This window comes from Vibrio porteresiae DSM 19223 (assembly GCF_024347055.1).
Taxonomy (GTDB): Bacteria; Pseudomonadota; Gammaproteobacteria; order Enterobacterales; family Vibrionaceae; genus Vibrio; species Vibrio porteresiae.
In genome coordinates, this window is sequence record NZ_AP024896.1 from 55,509 (window position 1) to 67,579 (window position 12,071).

Genomic DNA, 12,071 nt, shown 5'->3' on the forward strand with positions numbered 1-12,071 from the left:
GTGCAATTTCGCAAATTGTAATGGTGATCTCAGAAATAAACCGTGGTGGATTTACTGTACCAATATGACATTTACACCATTATTGGTATAACAGGTTGGATTTTAACTATGGCCACTTTTCTTTCTGAAGATTTCTTATTGCACTCTGAGCTGGCTCGTCGTCTCTATCATGATGTGGCAGCTGATTTACCTATCATCGATTTTCACTGTCACTTGCCTCCACAACAGGTTGCCGATAACTACCAGTTCACTAACTTGACTGACATCTGGTTACGAGGCGATCACTACAAATGGCGTGCGATGCGCAGTAACGGGGTGGATGAACGTTTTTGTACTGGTGATGCAACCGACAAAGAAAAATTTATGGCGTTTGCCGCAACGGTTCCTCATACCATTGGTAATCCTATTTACCATTGGAGCCATCTAGAATTGCGTCGTCCCTTTGGCTTGAGCAACATCATTGTGAATGAATCCAGTGCAGAGCAGATTTGGAATCAGTGTAATGAGATGTTGGCAACTGATGACTTTAGAGCTCGCCGGATCATGGAAAAAATGAATGTTGAAATGGTGGGAACGACCGATGATCCGATCGATGACTTGGCAGCACATAAGCGTGTTGCTGATGATCCTTCTTTTACGATCCAGATGCTACCAAGCTGGCGTCCAGATAAAGCGTTCAATATTCATCTTGCGGGATTTGTTGAGTATGTGCATCGTTTAGAAGCGGCTGCGGATGTCTCCATTAGCCGTTTTGCGGATTTGTGCCAAGCGCTGAAAAATCGACTCGACCATTTCCAAGCTCACGGTTGCTGCGTTTCTGACCATGCGTTGGATACGGTGGTTTACGCTGAGGCGACTGACCAAGAGCTTGATGCCATTTTGCAGCAGCGCTTAGCTGGTGGTGACGTTAGTTCACATCAAGCAGCCCAATTTAAAACCGCAGTGCTGGTTTATCTGGGCCGTGAATACGCTAAACGCGAATGGGTACAGCAATACCATATCGGGGCACTGCGTAATAACAATTCTCGTATGTTTAAGATCCTTGGTCCTGATACTGGGTTTGATTCCATTAATGACGATTTGGTCGCTGCACCATTAGCTAAGTTGTTGGATGCGTTAGATAAAGATAACGCCTTGCCTAAAACTATTCTGTACTGCTTGAACCCAAGAGATAACGAAGTGATCGGTACTATGTGTGGTAACTTCCAAGGTGGTGGTGTACCTGGGAAAATCCAGTTTGGTTCTGGCTGGTGGTTCAATGACCAGAAAGATGGCATGGTTCGCCAAATGACTCAACTCGCTCAATTGGGCTTACTCAGTCGCTTTGTTGGTATGTTGACGGACAGCCGCAGCTTTATGTCTTATACCCGCCACGAATACTTCCGCCGCATTTTGTGTCAGATGATTGCCACCTGGGTTGAACAAGGTGAAGCACCTAACGACTTTGCGTTACTCAGCCAGATGGTGCGCGGCATTTGTTATCAAAACGCCAAACATTATTTTGGCGTATAGCACGCTTTGTTAACCATTGCCCAAAGCGAGCATAGGCGTTTTGGGCAAGGCTCTCTTCTATCCTTTAATCTAAGGAGACGGCGGTGAATCGCTTGATGCAAATCCATCCTGAAGACAATGTCTTGGTCACTCTCAGTCCGCTTCAGGCCGGAGAAGTAGTGACTTTTTCACAACACTCTTTTCACATCACTGAGGATATTCCTCAAGCACATAAAGTGGCGCTATATCCGCTGAATGTCGGCGATATCGTCCGTAAGTATGGTGCACCTATTGGTCATGTTATTGAACCGATTGCAGCTGGTGGACATGTTGATCATCACAACATTAAAACCAATCTCAGCAGTACCAGCGACTATGAATACCAGCCCGAGTTTGCGTCACTTGGCGCTGCGATGGAAAACCGAGCTGTACAACTCTATCGCCGCCACAATGGTGATGTAGGGATTCGTAATGAGCTGTGGATCATTCCCACCGTTGGGTGTGTTAATGCTATGGCAAACAAGATGAAACGGGATATAGAGCGAGAGCTTCCTGAGGGTGCGATTGATGGCGTACACGTCTTTACTCATCAATTTGGTTGTTCGCAATTGGGGGAAGACCACATCAATACGCGTACCTTGTTGCAGAACTTGGTCAGACACCCTAACGCAGGTGGGGTTTTGGTGGTCGGACTCGGCTGTGAAAATAACCAAATCTCAGTGTTTAAAGAGACTCTCGGTGATATCGATGAAAGCCGAGTCAAGTTCATGGTGTGTCAGCATCACGACGATGAAGTGGAATATGGCGTGCAATTGCTGCGTGCTATTGCCACTGAGATGCAGAAAGATAAGCGCCAACCCGGTTGGCTAAGTGAGGTTCGGTTTGGCCTCGAATGCGGCGGTTCCGATGGTTTTTCTGGCATTACTGCCAATCCATTGTTGGGTCGGTTTTCTGATTATGTGATCGCCCATGACGGCACGTCGGTTCTTACTGAAGTGCCGGAAATGTTCGGCGCCGAGCATCTTTTGATGCAACGTTGTCAAGATGAGGCGACCTTTGATAAAACCGTCATCATGATCAACGACTTCAAGCGCTACTTTATCGATCACAATCAACCTATTTACGAGAATCCGTCACCAGGAAATAAAGCGGGTGGGATTTCTACTTTAGAAGAAAAATCGCTAGGTTGTACGCAAAAAGCAGGACGTAGCCCGGTCATGAATGTATTGACCTACGGTGAGCGGTTAATCAGGCCAGGACTGAGTTTACTCAGCGCGCCAGGCAACGATGCGGTCGCTACATCGGCACTTGCCAGTGCAGGATGCCATATCGTGCTGTTTTCTACAGGTCGTGGCACACCTTACGGTGGACCTGTTCCCACCATGAAGATTGCCACTAATAGTGGGTTAGCTGAACGTAAACCGCATTGGATTGATTTTAATGCGGGTCAACTGGCCACTGGAGAGGCTATGGAGTCAGTGCTTACTGCGTTTATCGACCGTGTTGCAGCTATTGTTAATGGTGAGCAAACGTGCAATGAGCGTAATGATTTTCGTGAGATTGCCGTGTTCAAAAGTGGCGTGACTTTATAGTGCCACTGATTGGTGACAATGAGGTTTGTATTGCAGGAGAGGCTCGCTTTGCGGGCCTTTCCCGTTATTGAGGTGGCAGTCGAAGTCACTGCGTTAGCCAATCTAAGCAAGCGTTACATATCTTAGGTCGTTATTGGTGGATAACTTAGGTTAGGTGGTTAAGCCTATATGGTTAAGCTAGACCACCTAAGTTGAGAAGAGATGAGTTGCAAGTTCAAGGTTAGGAGAATTGTACCTGAGGGCTTTCGGCAAACAGAAAACGGTCATAATCATCACTAGAAGCATCGAACAACATTTGTTTGGTGTTCTCAATATGCTGCCATACCGCTTGTTTGGCTGCTTTTGCATCGCGCTTTATCAGCGCTTCGACGATGTCTTCATGGTCTTGATACCAACTACGAATTTGATCGTCTTTGATATGCTCATGCAGTTTTTTCCAGTAAGGGTTGTCTTCACGGTGACGACAGAGCATTTCAGCCACATCCACAATCGCAGAGTTTTGGGTACAGCGAGCCAATTGAATATGAAATTCACTATCCCAGTAGGAGTCACGACTGTAGTCGTCTTGCTTGGCTTGTTCTTGAATTTTCATTAATGCCACAAGGTCTTGCTTGGAAGCTTGTAATGCGGCGAATTCAGCGATATTGCTTTCAAATAATTGCCTTGCTTGCAGCAGTTCAAAAGGCCCATAGTTGCGGATATCGATGGCGTCACTATTGTCGTTGAGTTCCACTTCAGAATGGTTGCCCTCAGTACTGATTACCCGAATGCCAGAACCTTTGCGCACTTCAATAAAACCTTCCACTTCCAGCATGATCATGGCTTCACGTACCACGGTGCGGCTGACGTCCAACTGCTCAGCCAAAATGCGTTCCGCCGGTAACATATCGTTGACCTTATAGCGTCCCGCTCGGATCTCTTGCTTAAAACGTGTTGCGATGCGTTGATAGAGTTTTACGGTCGATTCCATAGGTATTGCACCAAATCTGTTATACCAATGGTTTTCATATTAAAACGAATTGCTGCGAGGTAAAGGAGAAAATTGAGAAAATGGTGGGGTATTCGCAAAGAGATGCAAAAAACAGCAACAAACTCAATGAGTTTGGTTGCTGAAATGGAATGACATTCTGTTTAGAAGGGGCTATCGATGTTCAAAGCGTTGCAAATTTCAATCACGGCTAACGAAAGGCTCGATTTGATCATTTGCTGACGACGTTGAAGTTGCAGCTGGTAAAACTCGACATCCATTTCGATATCACTTTCGATAAGTTCAAACGTAGGTAAGCCTAGTTTTTTAATCGAATGGAATGATTGAATCGCGTTCATGACTTTGGTGTCAGTAAATTCATGTTCTGAACAATCCGCATTCAATGAGTTTTTCAGTTTTATGATTTTTTCTATATCTTGAAAGACTTTATCTGAAACAACGCCTAAGCCAAAAAGCAGTTTTAAACGTACTTGAACGTCGCCAAGAGGACCTGAGTCATGCAGTAATGGGCCAACTACCGATTGAACGGCAAAGTTATCTTTAAGAAAAATACGCTGCATGAGCGCATCAACCGCATCAGTCAATACATCGACAGCAGTAATAAAAAAGCCCCTGACTGACGGTGCAAGGTTAAGTTTTTCAAGAATTTCTGATTCGTTAATTTGTTCTACCATTTACGGATCTAGTTATCGTTATATAGAGAGGGCACTTTGTGCCCTCTTAAGCCAAGCAAATTAAAGCTGATTGTATTTTGTTTCAATCGTTTTTACTTCAGTACTGTTGACGTCCAGTCCTGTATATTTTGCAAGTGTTTGAGCAATACCTACAGATTGAATAGACTCTTGCAGTTCAACTGCTTGAGGGTCACCTGCATTGGTGTATTTTAAGGCTGCTGCAACACCTGAAAGTAACGCATCGTTTTCAGTACCGTATTCAATTGTACCGAGTAATGGTTTGATGAGTCGGTCATTTGCTCCCAATTTACGTAGTGGTTGACGGCCAACGCGGTCAACTTCATCGACTAAATATGGGTTTGCAAAACGGCCTAAGATTTTCTCGATATAGGCTGCGTGAGCGTTACGGTCAAACTGATAACGACGAATCAATACTTCGCCACTTTCTTGCATTGTACGTTTAACTTCTGCGCGAATAGTATCATTTTCAATAGCTTCACGGATAGTTTTAAATCCGTTTAAGCAGCCGAGATAAGCAGTAACACAGTGGCCTGTATTCAGAGTAAATAGTTTACGTTCTACGAACGCCATTAGATTATCGGTTTTTTCCATACCAGCAATTTCAGGGATCTCACCTTTAAATTGAGTTTGGTCGACAATCCATTCACTAAAACTTTCTACGGTCACATCAAGAATATTATTTGATGGCTCTGCTGGAGGCACAATACGGTCTACTGCTGAATCAACAAAACCAACGAGTTCATTGGCTTTTTGTTGAGTTGCGGCATCTAAGTATTTGAATACTTCTTCTTTTAGGTGAGAAGTACCGCGCACCATATTTTCACAAGCGATGATATTTAGACATTGTGTATTTCCATTAGCAAAACGTGTTTCAAGACCTTTCGCGATGGTTTTGGCAATAATATCCAAAACGTTTGGACCAACTGCCGTTGTAATAAGATCCGTGCGGGCAATCTCAGCAATAATATCGTCGCCAATTGAGCTAATCGCAGTCACATTCGTTACGGTTTGAATATCACAGCTTTCGCCAACCACTTTCACTTGGTATTGGTTGTCTTCACGTAATTTGCTCACTACTTCTTGGTTAACATCGGCAAAAGTAACGTGAATGCCTGCGTCAGCAAGTAATTTACCAATGAAACCACGACCGATGTTACCTGCACCAAAATGAATTGCATTACTCATAGCTAATACCTACCTAAAATTTAAATAAAATCTGGGTGGGGTCAGTCATGGGGGAAGACTGACCCTAGAAATAACGACTCAGGAGCGAGTGGAGAAATTAAGCGGCTTGGTTGCCTGCCAAAATCTCTAGCACATCGTTGACGTTTGCAGTTGAAGTCAGTTTACGTACGGCTTCTTCGTCATCGAGGGCATTAGTGATCATGGTAATGACTTGAATGTGTTCATCATTCTTAGCCGCAATACCGATCACGAGTTTGGCAACGTCATCTTCATCTTCGGTAAATTGCACGCCTGCTGGATATTGGCAGATAACAATCCCGGTTTTGATAACGCTTTCTTTCGCTTCAATGGTGCCGTGAGGTACGGCAATCGATTCACCTAGATAAGTTGAAACCATCTTTTCACGTTCAAACATGGCGTCAACATAGGAAGGTTGGACATAACCGAGCTCAACTAACTTGTTACCTGCAAAACGAATCGCATCTTCTTTTGAATCTGCAGATAGGCCGAGGAACACGTTTTTCGGTTCGATTTGAAATACTGGAGCTTGTTGTGCTTTAGCTGGCGCTGCACTTGGCGTTGCTGCTGGAGCACTCTTTTCAGTTAGCTCTTTCACTAGGTTGTTGTAGAGCTCTCCGTCTAAGAAGTTGGTCAAAGAGATGTGCAGTGCGTTAGGCGCATGATTGCGAGCACGAGCGGTCAAATCTTTGTGGGTAATAACGATATCAACATCACCTGGTAAGTTGTTGATAGCTAAGTTGGTCACGCTGATATCGAGGTTGGCAGCTTGCACCTTTTTACGCAGCATGCTGGCACCCATAGCGCTTGAACCCATACCAGCATCACAAGCAACAATGATTTTGCTTACTTTGCCTAGTTCAGCAAGGCTTTGAGTTGCAGCAGCTTGGCCTTTTGAAGACGCTTTCATGTCTTTCATTTGCGCACTGGCTTTTTCCAAACCGTCATCTTCTGATGTCTGTTTTGACGTTTTCATCAGGATAGATGCAACGACAAACGATACGACAGTGGCACCGACAACCGCAGAAAGAACACCGACCACAGAATCTTTTGGAGTCATCAGCAATACGGCAAAAATTGAGCCTGGTGATGCTGGAGAAACAAGACCCGCGTGGAACATAGTTAGTGTGAATACACCTGTGATACCGCCAGCCATCGCAGCAAGGATTAGGCGTGGGTTCATTAGGATGTATGGGAAATAGATTTCGTGGATACCGCCAAAGAAGTGGATGATCGACGCACCACCCGCTGTTTGACGTGCAGTACCTTTACCAAACACCATGTAAGCCAACAAAATACCTAGACCAGGACCTGGGTTTGCTTCAATCAAGAAGAAGATAGATTCGCCCACTTCTTTAGATTGTTGAATACCTAGTGGAGTGAAGATACCGTGGTTAATCGCGTTGTTTAGGAACAACACTTTTGCAGGTTCAACGAAGATAGAAGTCAAAGGCAGTAAGTTAGCACTTACTAGGAAATCAACACCTGATGCTAATGCAGTTGAAAGGGTTTTTACAAATGGGCCGATCAGCATAAAGGCAATCAGCGCACAGATCATGCCGATAATGCCTGCTGAAAAGTTGTTAACCAGCATTTCAAAACCGCTTTTGATTTTACCATCAACGCGTTTGTCAAAAGATTTGATCGCCCAGCCACCAAAAGGACCTACGATCATGGCACCCAAGAACATTGGGATGTCAGAACCAACGATAACACCCATAGTAGTGATAGCACCAACAACGGCACCACGTTCACCACCAACCAATTTACCACCAGTGTAACCAATCAAGAGAGGTAACAAGTAAGTGATCATTGGGCCAACAAGGGAAGCCAATTTGTCATTTGGTATCCAACCTGTTGGAATAAAAAGCGCAGTAATAATACCCCAGGCGATAAACGCGCCAATATTCGGCATTACCATGTTCGATAAGAAGCGGCCAAAATTCTGTACCTTGACCTTAGCATCTGGTGATATCATAAGATTTCCCCGTTCGATATTCCGATGAATAATTGTTGTAGTAACGGTCCTGAGAAAACCGTTGATTGCTTAGTACCCAGTCAATTTACCACATCATTTACACATTGGATCTCGAACGGGTTTTTTGTGATTACCGTCAACAAATTCCAGCCTGAAAATAATTTATAAGTGATCTACATCATTATTTTTGCATGTAATTTTGCTACAAATTAGTTATTTATTTTTTTGCAAATAGTTTGTAATGCTTGATGTCACAAAATAAATAAATTGATCTGCTAACCTTTAGTGATTTAAATCACATTTTTATCGGGTAAATTTTAATGAAAATTTATATAAGTGATCACTATCACTACAGATGAATTATTTCAGTAAATGAAATAATTAAGTAATTACTCTAACCCGATATTTGTAATTTTGATACGGAATTGTAAGCAAATATTCCGTTGTAACCCACCATTATTCCTACCTTTTTTCTCTTGATGTTTTTCTTATTAGACCAATTGATGAGTTGCTTAATTTAAATTTTGATAACTGTGACAAGATCACAGTAAAAAGTTTTGTTGTTGACAGAACCCTGATAAAATTCTGACAAAGTTGCAAATAAATGCTGATGTATAGATGAAAGAAAGCGTTGTGATATCGGTTTCATCCATAAGCGGAACTCGGCATTTTCAACTTGGAAAATGGTATCGACATTGCTTAAAAGGATTTGGTTATTTTATTCTGGCGGGGGTTTTGACCACAGCTGGCGTGATTTACTACCTAGTCAATGAAGTCGATTTCGCCAAGTTGAAACAAAGAGAGCTGGAAAACCGATCGATGTCTCTCAATGAGGAAGTTTCTTCATTGAAAGAGCTTAGAGATTCTCTGCAAAGTGATTTGTTAGAACGAGAAGAGAAGATGCAAACCGTATCTGACCGCCTTGGAGATCTGGAAAAAGTTCTTGGGGTTGAGGAAGATGATGCGGATGCCAAGATAGAATCGCGTCTAGACACCGCCGCTATCACCTCTTCAGTTCGGGTGGTGATGCTTAATCGTATCCCTAATGGCGCTCCGGTAAAGGAGGGGCGTATCTCTTCTGGGTATGGTAAGCGGGTTCACCCAGTGACTGGCGATGTAAAATTTCACCGTGGACAAGATTTCGCAGTGAATGTCGGTACAGCAATCTATGCGCCTGCAGATGGTGTGGTTGAAGTGACTCGTCCTAGTAATCAAGGTTCGGGTAACTACATGCGCTTGCAGCATTCGTTTGGATTTACCAGCTCATATTCACACATGAGCAAATTTGAAGTTCAAATGGGAGATTTCGTCCAGAAGGGCGACTTAATTGGGTATTCTGGAAATACTGGTCTGACATCTGGTCCCCATTTGCATTATGAAATCCGCTTTGTCGGGCGATCGTTAGATCCTAAAACGTTTGTTGACTGGGGTCTGAATGATTTTGATACAATTTTTACTAAGATAAGAGGTGTCCGATGGGAATCTTTAGTAAGCAAAGTCGAGCAACGAGTCAGCGCTCAGTTACAACTCTCATCGCAGAAGGGTGCTCAATTAGTGGACAATTTAAAGTAGAAAACAACATGCAGGTCGATGGCGATGTCGAAGGCCAATTGCACGTTGATAAAACTCTTGTCATTAGTGAAAGTGGTTCTGCTAACGGTGAACTCTACGCTGAACACATCATTGTAAATGGTTCTTTTGAAGGGACTTGTTATGCGGCCAAGATTGAAATTCTTAGCAAAGGTCGTGTGAACGGTACGATTTACAGTGATGATTTAAGTATTGAACAAGGCGGGCGTTTTAACGGTATTACCTATCCCGCGCCAGAGCAGCAAGTTGTCGATTTCAAAGACGTGAAAGAGAGCGTTGAGAAAAAGGCAGCGCCGACTGAAAAGAAAGCGGCATCCACTGAAAATTGATCAGTACGAATAAGTGAAAAGGGTCGTTGATACGACCCTTTTTGTTGTTCGCTAATCGCCTATTTGGCATTAGTTTTCACTAGTAACCTTGCATATTCACTGATTCAAGTTCAGTGAAATATTTAACGGTCTTCACTTTCAGCTCTTGAGTTGCTGGTGCATCACACACAATAACGGCCTTAGGGTGAAGTTGTAGCGCTGATACTGTCCATAAATGATTCACAGCGCCTTCAACCGCAGCCTGCAAAGCTAATGCTTTATTATGGCCGATCACAAGAGTTAGCACTTCTTCTGCATCGAGTAACGTGCCCACACCGATAGTCAGTGCGTATTTCGGTACCTGATTAACATCGCCACCAAAGAAACGTGAGTTGGCAATCCGTGTATCTTCGGTGAGTGTCTTAATGCGAGTACGAGAAGCAAGAGAGGAAGCTGGCTCATTGAACGCGATATGACCATCGGTACCCACGCCACCCATAAACAGATTAATTTTGCCGTAAGATTTAATCTTCGCTTCGTAACGAGCACACTCTTGGTCGTGATCTTCTGTGTTGCCATTAAGCAAGTTGATGTTTTGTTCTTGAATATCAACATGATCAAAAAAGTTTTGATACATGAAGGAGCGATACGATTCTGGATGTTCTGCTGGTAGACCCACGTATTCATCCATATTGAATGTCACGACGTGTTTAAAACTAACCTTGCCAGCGTTGAAGCGTTCAATCAGTGCTTTGTAGGTAGTGAGTGGCGTGCCACCTGTTGGTAGACCAAGAATAAATGGTCGCTCTGCCGTCGGTTGAAATGCATTGATTCGTTTCACAATGTGGTCTGCTGCCCATTGTCCAACTTGCTCTGCTGTTTTTAAAGGAATCAGTCTCATGTAAGTTACCACCAAGTAAGGTTCAAAATTTCATTAATTCGCATTATAAAATAAGTGCGGAGTGTTAGCTATGTTTTTATCCGTTTATCAGTCGAGCACTGCATTTGTTATTTGTTATTTGTCTAGAAGTAGTGCGATTTAAACATTTTTATGATGGTTTAATTTTATTCGAGAAAAAAGTAATTTTGACCGACTCCGCGATTCTGTTAAAACTTTGTTCACATACTTATGACTAGTGGTAGTGAGGGAATTGTGACGATTTTTTGATAACGCATAGGAGCCAAACCAAGGTGGTTATTGAACCTTGTTATGGCAGCGATGGTTGAAATCGCTCCAGTTCGACACCAGTTTTGTTTAAGAATATTCGTTAAAAGGAGCATCGGTTATGAAAAATGAATTGGACTCCAGCAAAGTGCTGCACGCTTATGAGAATGTCATGCAACATGGTGAGCCAACGGAAAATGGCAAAATGTATCAAGGCATTGAAGCGTACGCTGATTACGATGGCTATAACGTTTATATGCGTGGTAACGGGGTAGAGCTGCGGATGGGATTTCACAACACCTACCATCTTGATTACGACCAAGAGCATCTGAGAGATAGCTTTTTAAAGAAATTGGAGCATCTAGCGAAGTGAGATGGGCGGTAAAAATAACGGATAAAAACAAAGCCCCGGCAGTGTTTCACTGAAGCGGGGCTTTAGGAGAAAGATAGGTTTAGAGGGCAGAAGAGTGACACTCTGCCATTTTGTAACAAGAACGAAGCGGTGTTTCCTATTACGCGATTCAATCACCTAACAAGATACTGGCAGAAAACCAGTATCTTTGGGCATTCCTTCGGGAATGCCCTGATAAACCATTAGAGCATTAGTCTTCTTCAGTAAGCGTTGGTTCGTCTTCTGAATAATCTTCTGATGCATCTGGACGACTACGACCATTAAGAGTATGAAAACGCTTACGACCGCGAGCAAGGCGAACGTATTTCATCCACACTTTCTCGATCTTAGTTTCAGCTAAATCTGGGTTGTCTACCACTTGCATAAAGTGTTGTTCTTCTGAGTTTTCTGGTGTCAATTCACCAGACTCTAGACCAACTAGTGTGTCCCCATAAAGCATTAGGAGATTTTCTTCTGCTAGGGTAAAGTCACCAGATTTCGCAAACCCGCGTGGGAATTTTTTATTATCGTAAAAACGCTTTTTTCCTTGACGAAATTCAGTCTCAGACATGTCAACCTCGTGTAAGTACGTGCTACCACCGTGTAGCCATTGATTACGGCGAAAGTTAGGCGTAAATTTATCAAAAGAAAAACAAAACTTTTTTGTCGT

Annotated in this window: 11 protein-coding genes; 5 read left to right on the forward strand and 6 right to left on the reverse strand. The window is 43.3% G+C overall.

Annotation, left to right across the window (positions count from 1 at the left end; all coding sequences use genetic code 11):
* Positions 1-108 precede the first annotated feature (108 nt).
* Both uxaC and OCV11_RS16855 read left to right on the forward strand, forming a co-directional pair.
* Positions 109-1,512: a glucuronate isomerase gene (gene uxaC, locus OCV11_RS16850; protein WP_261897188.1), complete on the forward strand. Its 1,404-nt coding sequence runs from the start codon at positions 109-111 to the stop codon at positions 1,510-1,512.
* Between the two features lie 83 nt (positions 1,513-1,595).
* Positions 1,596-3,083, forward strand: a complete 1,488-nt coding sequence (locus OCV11_RS16855) for a UxaA family hydrolase (protein WP_315972758.1) — start codon at positions 1,596-1,598, stop codon at positions 3,081-3,083.
* Positions 3,084-3,303: 220 nt separating this feature from the next.
* On the opposite strand, the gene OCV11_RS16860 is transcribed toward OCV11_RS16855, so the two are convergent.
* The 4 genes from OCV11_RS16860 to OCV11_RS16875 form a co-directional block, all read right to left on the reverse strand.
* Positions 3,304-4,053, reverse strand: a complete 750-nt coding sequence (locus OCV11_RS16860; RefSeq protein WP_261897189.1) for a GntR family transcriptional regulator — start codon at positions 4,051-4,053, stop codon at positions 3,304-3,306.
* Positions 4,054-4,214: 161 nt separating this feature from the next.
* Complete coding sequence (locus tag OCV11_RS16865) at positions 4,215-4,745, reverse strand: MltR family transcriptional regulator (protein ID WP_261897190.1); 531 nt, start codon at positions 4,743-4,745, stop codon at positions 4,215-4,217.
* 60 nt (positions 4,746-4,805) lie between these two features.
* On the reverse strand, positions 4,806-5,951 hold the full coding sequence (locus OCV11_RS16870) for a mannitol-1-phosphate 5-dehydrogenase (RefSeq protein WP_261897191.1): 1,146 nt from the start codon (positions 5,949-5,951) through the stop codon (positions 4,806-4,808).
* Positions 5,952-6,048: 97 nt separating this feature from the next.
* Positions 6,049-7,947 carry a PTS mannitol transporter subunit IICBA gene (locus OCV11_RS16875; protein ID WP_261897192.1) on the reverse strand — a complete coding sequence of 633 codons (1,899 nt, stop codon included), beginning with the start codon at positions 7,945-7,947 and terminating at the stop codon, positions 6,049-6,051.
* 618 nt (positions 7,948-8,565) lie between these two features.
* Here OCV11_RS16875 and OCV11_RS16880 point away from each other — a divergent pair.
* A complete protein-coding gene (locus tag OCV11_RS16880) occupies positions 8,566-9,519 on the forward strand; it encodes a M23 family metallopeptidase (protein WP_261897193.1) in 954 nt (317 codons plus the stop codon).
* 8 nt (positions 9,520-9,527) lie between these two features.
* On the forward strand, positions 9,528-9,866 hold the full coding sequence (locus tag OCV11_RS16885) for a bactofilin family protein (RefSeq protein ID WP_261897194.1): 339 nt from the start codon (positions 9,528-9,530) through the stop codon (positions 9,864-9,866).
* Between the two features lie 79 nt (positions 9,867-9,945).
* Here OCV11_RS16885 and nagB read toward each other — a convergent pair whose 3' ends face one another.
* Positions 9,946-10,746 carry a glucosamine-6-phosphate deaminase gene (gene nagB / locus OCV11_RS16890; RefSeq protein ID WP_261897195.1) on the reverse strand — a complete coding sequence of 267 codons (801 nt, stop codon included), beginning with the start codon at positions 10,744-10,746 and terminating at the stop codon, positions 9,946-9,948.
* A gap of 385 nt (positions 10,747-11,131) precedes the next feature.
* On the opposite strand from nagB, the gene OCV11_RS16895 reads away from it, so the two are divergent.
* Positions 11,132-11,383: a DUF3081 domain-containing protein gene (locus OCV11_RS16895; protein ID WP_261897196.1), complete on the forward strand. Its 252-nt coding sequence runs from the start codon at positions 11,132-11,134 to the stop codon at positions 11,381-11,383.
* Positions 11,384-11,612: 229 nt separating this feature from the next.
* Here OCV11_RS16895 and OCV11_RS16900 read toward each other — a convergent pair whose 3' ends face one another.
* A complete protein-coding gene (locus tag OCV11_RS16900; protein WP_261897197.1) occupies positions 11,613-11,972 on the reverse strand; it encodes a DUF413 domain-containing protein in 360 nt (119 codons plus the stop codon).
* Positions 11,973-12,071: the final 99 nt, after the last annotated feature.

What these genes read in the sequence shown, in the direction of transcription:
- uxaC (WP_261897188.1), top strand. Translation starts at nt 109, where the DNA reads ATGGCCACTTTTCTTTCTGAAGATTTCTTATTGCACTCTGAGCTGGCT.
- OCV11_RS16860 (WP_261897189.1), bottom strand. Translation starts at nt 4,053, where the DNA reads ATGGAATCGACCGTAAAACTCTATCAACGCATCGCAACACGTTTTAAG.
- OCV11_RS16865 (WP_261897190.1), bottom strand. Translation starts at nt 4,745, where the DNA reads ATGGTAGAACAAATTAACGAATCAGAAATTCTTGAAAAACTTAACCTT.
- OCV11_RS16870 (WP_261897191.1), bottom strand. Translation starts at nt 5,951, where the DNA reads ATGAGTAATGCAATTCATTTTGGTGCAGGTAACATCGGTCGTGGTTTC.
- OCV11_RS16875 (WP_261897192.1), bottom strand. Translation starts at nt 7,947, where the DNA reads ATGATATCACCAGATGCTAAGGTCAAGGTACAGAATTTTGGCCGCTTC.
- OCV11_RS16880 (WP_261897193.1), top strand. Translation starts at nt 8,566, where the DNA reads ATGAAAGAAAGCGTTGTGATATCGGTTTCATCCATAAGCGGAACTCGG.
- OCV11_RS16885 (WP_261897194.1), top strand. Translation starts at nt 9,528, where the DNA reads ATGCAGGTCGATGGCGATGTCGAAGGCCAATTGCACGTTGATAAAACT.
- nagB (WP_261897195.1), bottom strand. Translation starts at nt 10,746, where the DNA reads ATGAGACTGATTCCTTTAAAAACAGCAGAGCAAGTTGGACAATGGGCA.
- OCV11_RS16895 (WP_261897196.1), top strand. Translation starts at nt 11,132, where the DNA reads ATGAAAAATGAATTGGACTCCAGCAAAGTGCTGCACGCTTATGAGAAT.
- OCV11_RS16900 (WP_261897197.1), bottom strand. Translation starts at nt 11,972, where the DNA reads ATGTCTGAGACTGAATTTCGTCAAGGAAAAAAGCGTTTTTACGATAAT.